This is a genomic window from Herbaspirillum sp. C9C3, assembly GCF_013359625.1.
Taxonomy (GTDB): Bacteria; Pseudomonadota; Gammaproteobacteria; order Burkholderiales; family Burkholderiaceae_D; genus Herbaspirillum.
This window is the reverse complement of record NZ_JABFMQ010000002.1, coordinates 356,128-370,569: the sequence shown is the minus strand read 5'-3', so window position 1 is coordinate 370,569 and position 14,442 is coordinate 356,128. Positions and strand designations below refer to the sequence as shown.

Genomic DNA, 14,442 nt, shown 5'->3' with positions numbered 1-14,442 from the left:
AATGATTTACAAGGTAGCCGTCACGCCACCATCCACATACAGGATGTGACCATTGACGAAGCGCGAGGCGTCGCTGGCCAGGAACACGGCCGCACCCACCAGGTCTTCCACATCGCCCCAGCGGCGCGAGGGCGTGCGCCCCACCAGCCAGTCAGTGAACTTGGCATCGTTGACCAGAGCCATGTTCATCTCGGTCTTGAAATAGCCGGGACCCAGGCCATTGACCTGGATGCCGTACTTGCCCCAGTCGATGGCCATGCCCTTGGTGAACATCTTCACCGCGCCCTTGGTGGCGGTGTAGGGGGCGATGCCGGGACGGCCCAGCTCGCTCTGCACCGAGCAGATGTTGATGATCTTGCCCGCGCCACGCGGGATCATGTGGCGCGCCACGGCTTGCGCGGCATAGAAGACGCTGTTGAGATTGGTGTTGATGAGGTCGTGCCAGTCCGATTCCTTGAACTCTTCCAGCGGATTGCGGCGCTGGATGCCGGCATTGTTGACCAGGATGCCGATGGCGCCGATTTCGCTTTCGATCTTCTGCACCGCGGCCTTCACGTCCTCGGCAGAGGTCGCATCGAAACTGGCTTCATGGATGGTATGGCCCTCGGCACGCAATTGCGCCGCGACGGTCGCCAGCTTGCCGGCATCACGTCCGTTGAGCACGATGGCCGCGCCCGCTTCAGCCATGCCGCGTGCCAGCGCCAGGCCAATGCCACCGGAGGAACCGGTGATGAGGGCCAGCTTGCCCTCCAGGGAAAAGCCCTGCAAACCTGCGGGCAAGGGGGTGGTCTTGATGGTCATGAGGTGTCTTTCTTCTTGTCGGAAATTTCGTTGTCAAACCCTGCCCTGCCCGTGATGGCGCAAAACAGGACTCAGTGCTGCTTTCCGGTCTCGCGCTGGAAGGCGGCGATGGCGTGATACTCCGCCTCCAGCTTGGCCGGAATGGCTGCAAAGATGGGTTGCAGGCGGCCATAGACCGCCACCGCATCTGCCTCGGGGACGTGCTGATTGGTCGAACCGACCATGCCGGAGATGACCGACAGCGACGGCACCAGGCCCAGCGCCCAGGCACCCAGCACGGCTGCACCGAGGCAAGACGATTCCACACTCTCCGGCACCACCACCTCGCGGTTGAAGATGTCGGCCATCATCTGGCGCCACAGGGCCGACCGGGCGAAGCCGCCGGTGGCCAACATGCGTTTGGTCGGCCCGACCAGTTCTTCCAGCGCGGGAAGGATGCTGTAGAGATTGAAGATCACCCCTTCCAGCGCCGCGCGGATCATGTGGTGCTTGCCATGATGCAGGGCCAGACCGAAGAAGGAGCCGCGCAGGTCGGCATTCCACAGCGGCGCGCGCTCCCCGGCCATGAAGGGATGGAACAGCAGGCCCTCGGCACCGGGCCGCACCTGCTCGGCGATGCGGGTCAGGGCTTCATAGGGATCGACGCCCTCTTCGCGCGCCGCTGCCGCTTCGGCCGTGGCCAGCTCGTCGCGCACCCAGCGGAAGATGTTGCCGCCATTGTTGACCGGGCCACCGACCACCCAGTGATTTTCAGTCAGGGCATAGCAGAACAGGCGGCCATGCGGATCGGTCAGCGGTTGGTCGATCACCGTGCGCATGGCACCGGAAGTGCCGATGGTCACGGCGACATGGCCGACCTCGATGGCGTTGACGCCCAGGTTGGAGAGCACCCCGTCATTGGCGCCGATGATGAAGGGCGTATCGACCGACAGGCCCAGGCGCCGGGCCATCTCCGGCGACAACGCCGGCAGGCGGTGCGTGGTCGGCACTGGCTTGGGCAACTGCTCGGGCCGCACACCCAGCAGGTCCAGCGCGCCCTTGTCCCAGGCCAGTTCCCGCAGATTGAACATGCCGGTGGCCGAGGCGATGGAATGGTCCACCACCCACTCACCGAAGAGCTGGTACAGCAGGTATTCCTTGATTCCAACGAAGCGCGCCGCCTTGTGGAAAATCTCCGGCTTTTCATGGCGCAGCCACATCAGCTTGCACAGCGGTGACATCGGGTGAATCGGTGTGCCGGTACGGCGATAGATGGCATTGCCGTCATGCTCGTGCTTGATACGTTCGGCCCAGACCGAGGCGCGGATATCGCCCCAGGTGATGCTGTTGGAGAGCAGGCGATCCTCCGCATCCAGCGCAATGACGCTGTGCATGGCCGCACTGAAGCACAGCAGCGCGATGTCTCCGGGTGCCACCCCGGCGGCCTTGACGGCCCCGGCGATGGAGGCCAGCGCAGCGGCCACGATCTGGTCCGGGTCCTGTTCCGCCATGCCCGGTTCGGTACAGAGGACCGGATATTGCTCTGCATGCTGGGCCACCACCTTGCCATCAAGCGTGAAGACCACGGTCTTGGTGCTGGTGGTGCCGATATCGACGCCGAGCATGGTAGGTGCGGAAGAGGACATGTGAATTTTCCTTATGGGACAAAGCAAGACGCCCGGACCAGCCGGGCGTTGCGTGTGGTCTTAGACGACCAGGTTGAGCAACATGATGAAGATGATAGCAACAACCGAGATCAGGGTTTCCATCACCGTCCAGGTCTTGAAGGTCTCACCGACGCTCATGTTGAAGTATTCCTTGACCAGCCAGAAGCCGGCATCGTTGACGTGCGACAGGATCAGCGATCCGGCACCGGTGGCCAGTACCAGCAGTTCCTTGTTGGTGCCGGGGATCAGCGCCACCAGCGGGGCCACGATGCCCGCGCCGGTGATGGTGGCGACCGTGGCCGAACCGGTGGCCACGCGGATCACGCCCGCCACGAACCAGGCCAGCAACAGCGGCGAAATCTGTGCATGCACGGCCAGCTGACCGATGGCGGTGCCCACGCCGGAACTGACCAGCATCTGCTTGAAGCCGCCACCGGCGCCGATGATGAGCACGATGGCCGCGGTGGGGGCCAAGCTCTGGTCGACGAATTTCAGCACTTGCTGGCGGCTGAAGCCACGGGCGATGCCAAAGGTCCAGATGGCCAGCAGCAGCGCGGCCAGCAGCGCCACGATGGGGTTGCCGATGAAGTCCATCAGGTCGCGCATGGCGTGGCCTTCCGGCAGGCTGATGTCGACGAAGGTCTTGAGCAGCATCAGGAACACTGGCAGCAGTACCGTCACCAGGGTGGTGGTGAAACCCGGCAGGTTGGTGGTCTGCGGCTCACGCGCCAGTTGCTCCATCAGTTCCTCGGAGGGCTTGATGATGACGTAGCGAGAGATGAAGGCACCGAACAAGGGACCGGCGATGATGACGGTCGGCAGGCCCACCAGCAGACCGTAGAAAATGGTCTTGCCGATATCGGCACCAAAGATGCCGATGGCCAGCAGCGGCCCCGGATGCGGCGGCACCAGGCCGTGCATGACCGACAGGCTGGCCAGCATGGGCATGCCGATCTTGAACAGCGGCACCCCCGAGCGGCGCGCCACGATGAACACCAGCGGGATCAGCAGCACGAAGCCGATCTCGAAGAACAGCGGAATGCCGACCAGGAAGGCACCTATCATCATGGCCCAGTGCACCCGTTCGCGGCCGAAGGCGCGCACCAGCGTCTGGGAAATCTGGTCAGCCCCGCCGGATTCGGCCATGAGCTTGCCCAGCATGGTCCCCAGGCCCAGCACGATGCCCACGAAACCCAGCACGCCGCCGAAGCCGTCCTGGAAGGACTTGACGATCTGGGGCAGTGGCATGCCCGAGATCAGGCCAAGGAAGCCCGAGGTGATCGTCAGGGCGATGAAGGGGTGGATGCGCAGGCGCGTGATCATGAGGATCAGCGCGAGGATCGCAATGACTGCATTGAACAGCAAGGTGGCGTCGTGGCTCATGCCCAGCATGGGATCTCCGATTGCCGATAGCCGATGGCGTACCGAACCGGACATGAGCGCAGCGGCGCGGCCCACCTGGCTGCATGGGGCAAACGTCTCCTGCGGCCTGTCCTGATGGAAGGCACGGCATCTGCACTATCTGCGTAGTGTTTTATTGCGGAACCCGCCGGGGTGCGACGAGCTCCGTTCCTGAGTGTGGTATGTCTCAGCCAGCCGCCGCCGTGTGCCCGGAGGTTCGGATGTTAGCGTTAACATGGGGCGCGATGATAACGCTAACATTTTGAGCGGGTCAAACATTTGTTGTGTTGCGGTGCGTCAGAAGCGCGGGCACAGCAGATGAGGCGGTGATATAAATTGTTTTGCAGAAATACATGAAAGGACTTCCAGGCCGCCAAGAGCGCAGCGCAAGCAGGTATCATGTCGCCACTCTGAACGACCGTCCGCCCCTGCCTCCATGACCCAGCGCGCAGCACCCAAGTCCAAGCCCAAGTCCCCATCCGCCGTGCGTGGCAGCCGTGCCACCGGGCGCGTCACCATCATTGACGTGGCGGCCGAGGCCGGGGTGAGTCCGATGACGGTCTCGCGTGCGCTGAAAAATCCCGGTCTGGTGCAGGAACAGTCACGCCAGCGCATCCTGGAGGCCATCGCCCGGCTCGGCTACGTGCCCAACCAGGCTGCCTCCACCCTGGCTTCGGCGCGCTCGCAGGTGATCGCGGTACTGGTGCCCTCGCTCACCAATGCGGTCTTCATCGAGACCCTCTCGGGCATCCGCGATTATCTGGCCCACGCCGGTTACCAGTTCCTCATCGGCGAGACCGGCTATGCGCGGGCCAAGGAGGAGCAGCTCATCGCCACCTACCTGGCGCATGCGCCGGCCGGCTTCCTGCTCTCCAGCAGCCAACAGCATGAGATCCTCCAGGCGCGTCCCGCCAGCCGCGACATTCCTGCCGTGCGCATGTTCGACCTGGGCCGCAGCCAGCAGGATTTCTCGGTCGGCTTCTCCCAGACCCGCGCCGGTCATGCGGTGGCCAGACACCTGGTGGAACGCGGCTACCGCCGTCCGGCCTTCCTGGCGGCGCAGTTGGATCCGCGCATGATGAAGCGCCGCGAAGGCTTCCGCAAAGGCTTGCTGGAAGCCGGGATCACGCCCGAGATTGAAGTCCTGCTGCCCGAGCCCACCACCGTGGACATGGGCGCGCAACTGCTGCGCCGGGTGCTGGAACAGCATCCGCACTGCGATTCGGTGTTCTGCTGCAATGATGACCTGGCCCTGGGCGCCCTCTTCGAATGCCAGCGCCAGGGCATCAGCGTGCCGCGCGAGATGGCCATTGCGGGCTTCAATGACCTCTCCTGGGCGGCCTGTGCCACGCCCTCCATCACCACCGTGGTCACGCCGCGTTACGACATCGGCTACAAGTCCGCCGAAATGCTGGTGCGCCAGCTCAAGGGCGAGGACATCCCCAAGGGCCGGCTGGACCTGGGTTTCGAGCTGGCCGTGCGCGAGAGTACCTGAAGCGCGACAGTAGCCGACCCGAGCCGCATCCCCCGCATCGGTGGACGAATCGGCGCCAATCATCCATCCATTGTCGTGTCGTGGCTCTGGACAGAAAACCGCCATTCTCTACAATCTGACAATGTCGTTCGTCCTTGCGGCAATGCAGAAGTGCAGCAGCATTTCCTTCATGTGATGCAAAAATGCAGAGGCGGGCGACATTCTTATAAATAATATCCAGATTCTCAAATCCGGATCACCAGGAGTATCCCTCATGCAGACATTCACCGGTCTTTGCAAACCCGCCGCCATGGCGCTGCTGCCCCTGTGCGGCGCGCTGGCCTTCCTGCCGGCCAGCGCCCAGACGGCGCCCGCTGCGGCGCCCGTGGTCAAGTACGACCTGACCTATGACATCATCAGCCCGGTCCACAGCCAGCACGGCATGGTGGCCACCGAACAGGAACTGGCCACCAAGGTCGGCGTGAATATCCTCAAAAAGGGCGGCAATGCGGTTGACGCCGGTGTGGCCGTGGGCTTTGCGCTGGCTGTGGTGCTGCCCAACGCGGGCAACATCGGCGGCGGCGGTTTCATGATGATCCACGATGCCAAGACCGGCAAGAACGTCGCCCTGGACTTCCGCGAAATGGCCCCGCAGCGCGCCACCCGCAACATGTACCTGGACGACAAGGGCAACGTGGTCCCGGGCCGCTCGCTCTACACCCATCTGGCCGTGGGCGTGCCGGGCACGGTGGCGGGGCTGTCGCATGCGCTCTCCAAGTACGGCACGATGAAGCTGTCGCAGGTCATCCAGCCGGCCATCGAACTGGCCGACAAGGGTTATCCGGTCAGCCGCAGCCTGGCACTGATCCTCTCGGCCGAGCGCGAACACCTGGGCCAGTGGGATTCCTCCAAGGCGATCTTCTTCAAGGACGGCCGCCCGCTCAAGGAAGGCGAGATGCTGGTCCAGAAGGACCTGGCCAAGTCGCTGCGCCTGATCGCCAAGGAAGGTCCGAAGGCCTTCTATGACGGCGCCATCGCCAGGAAGATCGTGGCCGAGATGGACAAGCACGGCGGCCTCATCAGCGCCGAAGACCTGAAGAACTACAAGGTCGTCGAACGCGTGCCGGTCTCGGGCAACTATCGCGGCTACCAGGTCATGTCGATGCCGCCGCCGAGCTCGGGCGGTGTCCACATCATCCAGATGATGAACATCCTCGAACGCTATCCGCTCAAGCAGTACGGTGCCGACAGCGCCCAGACCATCCACCTGATGGCCGAAGCCATGAAGCTGGCCTATGCCGACCGCTCCGAATACCTGGGCGATCCGGATTTCACCAAGGTCCCGGTCAAGGGCCTGATCTCGCGCGCCTATGCCGACGAACTGGCCAAGAAGATCAACCCCGACCGCGCCACGCCCTCGGCCGAGATCAAGCCGGGCCAGCCACAACCGTATGAAAGCGACCAGACCACCCACTTCTCGGTGGCCGACAAGGACGGCAACCTGGTCGCCACCACCTACACGCTGAACCTGAACTTCGGCAGCGGCATCGTCGCCGCCGGCACTGGCATCACGCTCAACAATGAGATGGATGACTTCGCCGCCAAGCCGGGCGTGCCCAATGCGTTCGGCCTCATCGGCGGCGACGCCAATGCGGTCGGTCCCTACAAGCGCCCGCTGTCGTCGATGTCGCCCACCTTCGTGCTCAAGGACGGCAAGCCCTTCCTGGTCACCGGCAGCCCCGGCGGCAGCCGCATCATCACCACCACCCTGCAGACCATCCTCAACGTGATCGACCACGACATGAACGTGGCCGAAGCCACCATCACCCCGCGCATCCACCACCAGTGGGTGCCGGACCAGCTGCGCGTGGAAAAGGGCCTGTCGGCCGACACCCTCAAGATTCTCCAGGACAAGGGCCAGAAGATCAGCGTGCAACCTTCCATGGGCCGTACCCAGACCATCCAGATCAAGCCGGATGGTTTCGACGGCTTCTCGGACCCGCGCAATCCGGATGGCCGCACCCTGGGCTTCTGATGCACTGAACCGGCCACCGAATCAGCCGCCGGATCAGGCGCTGTACCCGGCACCGAACATGGCTCCCGACTGACTGGTCGGGAGCCATTTTTTTGTCGCCATCCCGACCAGCGTCTTGCAGATCAGTGTCGGCACTCAAATAAAAATTCATCTTTTCAGTTGCTCAACTGAACCCGGTAGTCGGCAATAAAAACTTATCGTCCATCTGGCACAATAAATTTCTTCGAACTCTGGCGAATTTTCTCTCTCGGCTGTCCATCCGATTTCAAGAAACGTACGCCAATCCCTGAAATCCGCTTCCGTAGCGGCTTTCCAAGCACATCCATCTTTCACTACGCTTTGTTTTTGAATAAATTCAAAAGTAGATAAGAAATATTTCGAGACAAACATCGAAATGCTAAGAGTCGCATTTCGTTAATTTTTTGTTTTTCCCTTTTATTCCCTTGATCCCCTTATCAGGACAAATTCACGCCATCACTATGGCAGGCGTTTGTCACTGAGCACGTTATTTATCCCCTTGCGCATTCATGACGCACCGACATGGCACACCGTCCATGTCGTGCTATCGGCTTGCATTGATCGAGGAGAGCGTGCGTGACCCGATTTCGACTTGTCAATTCCTAGGGAGTACCACCATGACCATCACCGTCCTGAAGCTGTCCGACGCCGACGCCTATCTCAAAAACATCTCGATCAAGACCATCAAGGACGTGCGCGCCCTCGACGTGGACCTGATGCTGATCCTGATGAATGGCGACCGCATCATCATCAACAATGGCGCCGTCAGTGCCATGAGCGCACCGGAATCCTCCCTGCAGTTCGCCGATGGCAAGCTGCCGCTGGCCAGCGTATTCCAGCAGATCGACAAGATCGATGTCTCGCCCGAAGCCAACCTCACCGTCAGCTCCAAGGAAATCACCCGCTACAACCAGAACAACGCGAAAAACAAGAAAGCCCGCAAGGACGAGGAGGAGGACGGCGACAAGCCGGTCGTAGTCGAACCGGGAGAGCGCGACCCGGCTGTCGCTACCGACACCCATGGCAGCGGCGGCAATACCGAGCGCCCCAACTTCACGCCCACGAAATCCCCCGACAACCAGAGCCAGATCGCCGATGCCGAAATCAACTCGCAGAATGAAAAGAACTGGGGCGTGCAATGGCCCATTGCCGCCGGTGCACTGGCATTGCTGGCGGCGGCCGGCGGCGGTGGCGGTGGTGGTGGTGGTGGTGGCAGCAGTGGCGGCGGTGGTGGCGCTGCTAACGGCAACAGCGGCGGTGCAGGTGCTGGCGCAGGCGCTGCAGCCGGCAGCGGCGCAGGCACGGCCGATCCGTCCGCGAGCGACCTCCGGGGCAGCGTCGCGCTGGGCGCCATCCAGAATGCGAACATTACGGCCTATGACGCACTGGGCAATGCCCTGAGCGAGACCGTAGCGGTGGTCGACGGCAAGTACACCCTGAAACTCAACCGCGCCCTCTACAAGGGCCCGATGCTGCTGGTGGTGCGCGACAACACCCCGGGCCTGGCCGACAACTTCATCGATGAAGGCACCCGGCTGCAAACCGACCTGGGCACCCTGCCCCTGCGCGCGGCGGTCGTGGCCAGCGGCGGCAACCAGACCGTCAACGTCACGGCACTGACCGAACTGGCGCTGCTCAAGGCCGGCCTGGACCAGGGCGTACTGCGCCTGGCCGACCAGCCCGAAGTCAATGCGCAACGCATCATTGCCGCCAACAATGCCGTGAGCGGCTTCTTCAAGGTCGATGCCCTGGCCACCGAGGTGGTGGTCACCACGGTAGCCGCCCCCAACGGACGCCCCATCGCCAACCCGAACTTCAACAGTTCCCTGGGTACGGAGACCCAGAACTATGGTGCGGCCCTCAAGGCCATTGCCAACCTGGTACGACTGGACAAGAAGACCTACCCTGACCAGGCAACCGTGCTGGACCGCCTGTCCAAGGCCCTGCAATTCGTGGAGGAGGCCGGCGGCGCCCTGAAATGGGCCACCAACAGCAAGGGCCAGACCCTGGCCAGCGCCAGCGCCATGCAGGCGGCGCTGTTGAGCGAATCGCTCACGGCGACCCTCGAGGATCCGAACACCAGCGGCGATGCCGTCAACACCGCCCAGCAAACTCTCGACGCGCTGCAAAACCTCCCCACCGGCACCACCGTGGCGGACTACCTGATCAGCAACCACGTCGCCATACCCAATCCGGTCATCACCATCCGCAATGCCGTGGTGGGCAATGCCAAGCCGTGGCAGACGGCACCGTTCAATGAGACCCTGGTGCTGGACCAGGGCGACTTCCTCGATGGCGACCTGCGCGTCAAGACCACGCCCAATGCCAAGGTGCAGGTGATCATCAATGGCCGTGACGTGCTGGGCCGCGAGCTCAGCATCTCCCTGCCTGCTGCCCATGCCGACGGCGAGGGCAGCGCCATCCTGCACGCCGACACCGAGAGCATGGACCTGCTCTATACCCTCGACAGAGAGCACTCCGTGATCGCTCAGGTGACCGTCACCGACGGCAACAACAGCCGCACCAACCATGGCCTGTGGAGCATCAGCAGCAACGACGTGCGGGTGGACCTGAACACCCCGGCCGACATGACCCGCTTTGTCGCGCAGAATCCGCTCACGCTGGTCAGCGACAGCTTCTACAACGACCCTGCCGACCCCGGCAGATTCCCGGCAACCCAGGGCAACCAGGACGGTATCACCAAAGAGGGCAAACTGCGCATCACCCTCAACAAGGAGCTGGACAGCACGAGTGAACGTTTGCAGGTGGCCGTGGCCACCGGCGCCGACAGCAAAGGCAACCCGATCTGGGATATCTGGCGCGAAGTGAATGCTACTTCCAAAAATGCGCCGGCCGGCGTACAAGGCTTCATCTATGAAACCGGGCAACTGACCGAAGCCAACGGCGACGTCTGGGTCAAGGCGCGCGTCGTACAGAAGGGCCAGAAGTTCACCGGGGGCTACGGCAACGCCAATACCCTGGAGACGCCGCTGTACTTCAAGTTCGACAATGTGGCGCCGGACACCCTGCCGCTGCGTCTGGTCAGCGGGCGCGATGACGGTATCTCCGGCAGCGACGGCATCACCAGCCAGACCGGCAGCATGCTGGAACTGGCCAGCCCGCGCGAGGCGGGCGCCGAGCTGCACTTCCAGTTGCAGGCCGGCACCGGTACCGGCAACAACGCGCTGGCCATCCGTACCAGCAATGAATCCGGAGCCCCCACCGTGCAGCCCGTCGCACCGGGCAACTGGATCACGCTCAAGGCCAATCAGAGCCTGATCATGCAGGGCGATACCAAGGAAGGCAACGGCAAGGTGGTCCTCAAGCTGCGCCACATCGATGCGGCCGGCAATTACAGTGAACACACGCAGACCTTCATCACCGACACCACCGGCACCATCGAACGGGCGGTGCTGCTGGTCCAGCGCAACAATGCCGTCCTGGCGGCCGATGCTGCCGTGACGAAGGCCAAGGCGGAATACGATGTTGCGGGCCTGAGCGAGAAGAGCGCCAAGCTAGCCGTACTGTCGGCCGCCCAGCGGGTGCAACTGGCGGCCAAGGCAGCGCATGAGAAGGCCATCATCGAGACGCGCGAAGCCCTGAGCAAGGTGGCGCCCGGAATTGGCATGCCGCTCGACGCCCTGCTGGTCGACAATATCGACTCCAGCTACCTGAGCGCCATCGTCAACCAGTTGAGCCGTGTCACCGAGGTGGACAAGATCAACCACCAGGCCGGCCTGAAAACCTTTGTCGACGAAGCCATACGCAAGGCCAGTGATGCCGTGACCAAAGCCTCCCTCTATCTGCCGGTCATCTTTGGTGGTGAACCGGCCTTTGACAGTGAAGACCATGCCTGCACGGTACTGAGCCTCATCATGCGCCACTGGAACACGATTTCCTCGGCCCTGCATCGGACGATGAGGCAAGGTGGTATCTACCTGCCCGTGTTGATGGTGGATGAGCACGGCATGGTCGGTGGCAACGATTGGGCCTGGGGCTTCATGCGCGGGGTGCGGTGTCGTCCGGCGGGGTGGCACACGCTGATGGAGACCGAGGAGATGAGTGAGTGCATGTTGGCCATCATGGTCCTGCTGCATGAGCACTCCCCCGATCCGGCAACGCGTCCACCGGCCATCTCTGCAGACTGTCGGGAGGAACTGCTGCACACCATGATGACGGACCTGACGCAGATCTATCGCCACTTCGCCCCGCAGCGCCAGCAGAGCTATGGGCTGCCCATGCACTGCAAGGGCTTTGTGCTGGATGACGAACGTGCCTGTCCCTGCGGAAGCGGGCAGAAATACAAATACTGCTGCGCGGTGCGCACGCCCACCCTGCATTGAGACCACGCCATCCGGCAGGCGCACTCGGCGATGCGGCTCAGTCGCGCGCGTCCAGTGTTTTGGGATAGACCTTCACCAGCACGATCTTCGGCCCCGACATGCGTTTGATGACCACATCGAAGGCGGGGAACTCGATCTTCTGGCCTTCCTTGGGCAGGTCGCCCAGTTTTTCCATCACCAGGCCGCCGACGGAGTCGATACTGTCGTCATACTCGATGTCGATGCCCAGCATGTGTTCCAGGGTCACGATGGGCAGGCTGCCCTTGCCCAGCAGGGTGCCATCATCCTGGCGGCTCCATTCGCCGGTGTTGTGGCGGAATTCGTCACGGATCTCGCCCACCAGAAAACTGAGCATGTTGTCCAGCGTGATGAAACCCTGTGGCGGCTGGCCCTTCTTGCCGATGATGGCGAAGTGCGGCATGCCGGTACGGAAGCGCCGCAGCAGGTCCAGCGCCGGCAGGGCCGGGGAGATGAACTGCACAGGGCGCAGGTAGTCTTTCAGGTTGCTGATGGCGCGGCCATCCTGCTGCGCCAGGAACACATCCTTGAGGTGCACCAGGCCCAGCACCTGCTGGCCCTCGGCGTCGAAGTAGGGGTAACGCGAATAGCGGTTGCGGTAGATGATGTCGAGGTTCTCTTCCAGGCTCTTGTCATCGCCCAGGGACACGATCTCGCTGGCCGGACGCATGATGTCGGCCACGTCCAGTTCGGCGAAGTTCAGGCTCTGCGCCAGCACGTTCCATTCATCGCGGGTGAACTTGCCACTCTTGCCGCTCTTGCTGCCGGCACGCAGGATGAGCTTGAGTTCGTCCGAGGAATAATGCGCATCGTGACCATGACCGGCCCCCAGCCCGGCCACGCGCAGCAGCCAGTTGGAACTGGCGTTGAGCACCCAGATCAGCGGATACATGCCCCAGTAGAAGCCGTACAGCGGTACGGCACACCACAGGCCCAGCTTCTCGGGGCTGCGGATGGCCATGGACTTGGGCGCCAGCTCGCCGGCCACGATGTGCAGGAAGGAAATGACGAAGAAGGCGAAGACAAAGGACACGCCGTGAATCAGCTCCTGGTTGGTCACGCCGACCAGCGTGAAGAGTGGTTCGAGCAAGCGGGCGAACGCCGGCTCACCGATCCAGCCCAGGCCCAGCGAAGCCAGGGTGATGCCCAGCTGGCAGGCGGAGAGGTAGGCATCGAGCTGGTTGTGGACCACGGCCAGGATACGGCCGCGCATGCCTTGTGTCTTGGCGATGGCCCGGATGCGCGTTTGACGCAACTTGACCAGACTGAATTCTGCTGCAACGAAAAAACCGTTCAACGCAACCAGGAAGAAGGCTGCGACGATCAGCAATATGTTTTCCAACGAGGGTTCCTATCGGGGTTGTCAACGGGCCCGGACGCCGTGAGCGGGTCCGGACTGCGTAATTTAACACGCATGTGGCTTGGAACCTGATTCGTTGTCAAAACAGCATCTATGCACAGGTCGCATGAGGATGAGAGCCTGCGCGCACGCCTGACCGGTGCAGCGGCTCCGCCTGGAGAGGGCAGGCGGCAGCGCGGATGGCTGCCACTCCTTCTACTCAGGCCAGCCTGCTGGCTACGCGGCAAACCCTTCCAGCACAATCTTCCCCTTCGCCTTGCCCGACTCCAGCAAGGCATGCGCACGCCGCAGGTTCTCCGCGCTGATGCGTCCATAATGCTCCCCGGTAGTAGTACGCAACACGCCCTCATCCAGCAATCGCGACACTCGTTGCAGCAGCTCATGTTGACGGATCATGTCGGCGGTCTGGAACATCGAGCGGGTGAACATCAGCTCCCAATGCAGTGAAATACTCTTGCGCTTGAGCGGCACCGCATCCAGCGTGGCCGGGTCATCAATCAGCGCGAGCTGGCCTTGCGGCGCGAGCACGTCGATGATCTGCGCATAGTGCTCATCGGTGTGGGTCAGGCTGATGACGATATCGACCGCCGGGATGCCCAACTTCTCCAACTGCGGCTTGAAGGGCTGGCTGTGGTCGATCACGTGATGCGCGCCCAGTTCGCTCACCCACTCGACGGTGTCCTTGCGCGAGGCGGTGCCGATCACGGTCAGTTGCGTGAGCTTGCGTGCCAGCTGGGTCAGGATCGATCCAACACCACCGGCAGCCCCGATGATGAGCAGGCGCCGTCCCTGCCCCGCTCCTTCGACCACGCCCACGCGGTCGAACAACAGTTCCCAGGCGGTAATGGCGGTCAACGGGATGGCGGCGGCGTCAGCATGGTTCAGGCTGGCCGGCTTGCGGCCGACGATGCGTTCATCGACCACGTGCAATTGGCTGTTGGCGCCAGGACGGGTGATGTCGCCGGCATAGAAGACTTCATCGCCCGGCGCAAAGAGCGTAACCTTCGCACCGACCGCGCGCACCACGCCACTGACGTCCCAGCCCAGCACACGGGCTTGGCTGGCGCTGGCGCGGATCTTGGTATCGACCGGATTGACGGAGATGGCCTTGACCTCCACCAGCAGGTCATGCTCGCCGGGGACGGGATCGGGCAAGGTGGTCGCAGACAGGGAAGCGGGGTCGTTGATGGCCTGGGCTTGCGGGTTGGTGATGATGGCTTGCATGGAAAATCCTTCACGGTATTGATCACTGGACGGAGGATATCTTAGGATAGCGCCCACCCCTCAACCACTCCCGGGTTCGCGAAAGAGTTTCTTCATACAGACGAAAATCCACCCCTTCCGGG

At 62.7% G+C, this 14,442-nt stretch carries 8 protein-coding genes; 3 read left to right on the top strand and 5 right to left on the bottom strand.

What is annotated here, in order from left to right; all coding sequences use genetic code 11:
• Window positions 1–6 precede the first annotated feature (6 nt).
• The 3 genes from HNO82_RS03880 to HNO82_RS03870 all read right to left on the bottom strand — a co-directional run bounded on the left by HNO82_RS03880 (window position 7) and on the right by HNO82_RS03870 (window position 3,839).
• Window positions 7–801: an SDR family NAD(P)-dependent oxidoreductase gene (locus tag HNO82_RS03880; RefSeq protein ID WP_008326205.1), complete on the bottom strand. Its 795-nt coding sequence runs from the start codon at window positions 799–801 to the stop codon at window positions 7–9.
• A 71-nt stretch (window positions 802–872) separates the two neighbouring features.
• Complete coding sequence (gene gntK / locus HNO82_RS03875; protein WP_175342807.1) at window positions 873–2,426, bottom strand: gluconokinase; 1,554 nt, start codon at window positions 2,424–2,426, stop codon at window positions 873–875.
• A 60-nt stretch (window positions 2,427–2,486) separates the two neighbouring features.
• Window positions 2,487–3,839: a GntP family permease gene (locus HNO82_RS03870; protein WP_175342806.1), complete on the bottom strand. Its 1,353-nt coding sequence runs from the start codon at window positions 3,837–3,839 to the stop codon at window positions 2,487–2,489.
• A 445-nt stretch (window positions 3,840–4,284) separates the two neighbouring features.
• On the opposite strand from HNO82_RS03870, the gene gntR reads away from it, so the two are divergent.
• The 3 genes from gntR (at window position 4,285) to HNO82_RS22180 (ending at window position 11,718) form a co-directional block, all read left to right on the top strand.
• Entirely contained in the window at window positions 4,285–5,343 is a 1,059-nt protein-coding gene (gene gntR / locus HNO82_RS03865) for an HTH-type transcriptional regulator GntR (RefSeq protein WP_008326199.1), read from the top strand.
• A 253-nt stretch (window positions 5,344–5,596) separates the two neighbouring features.
• Window positions 5,597–7,357 (top strand): gamma-glutamyltransferase, encoded by a 1,761-nt coding sequence (ggt, locus tag HNO82_RS03860; protein ID WP_175342805.1) that lies wholly within the window; start codon window positions 5,597–5,599, stop codon window positions 7,355–7,357.
• A 635-nt stretch (window positions 7,358–7,992) separates the two neighbouring features.
• Window positions 7,993–11,718: a UPF0149 family protein gene (locus HNO82_RS22180; protein ID WP_249776925.1), complete on the top strand. Its 3,726-nt coding sequence runs from the start codon at window positions 7,993–7,995 to the stop codon at window positions 11,716–11,718.
• Window positions 11,719–11,755: 37 nt separating this feature from the next.
• Here HNO82_RS22180 and HNO82_RS03845 read toward each other — a convergent pair whose 3' ends face one another.
• Window positions 11,756–13,078, bottom strand: coding sequence for a hemolysin family protein (locus tag HNO82_RS03845; RefSeq protein WP_008326192.1), 1,323 nt, complete (start codon window positions 13,076–13,078; stop codon window positions 11,756–11,758).
• A 234-nt stretch (window positions 13,079–13,312) separates the two neighbouring features.
• On the bottom strand, window positions 13,313–14,320 hold the full coding sequence (locus tag HNO82_RS03840) for a zinc-binding alcohol dehydrogenase family protein (RefSeq protein ID WP_175342804.1): 1,008 nt from the start codon (window positions 14,318–14,320) through the stop codon (window positions 13,313–13,315).
• Window positions 14,321–14,442: the final 122 nt, after the last annotated feature.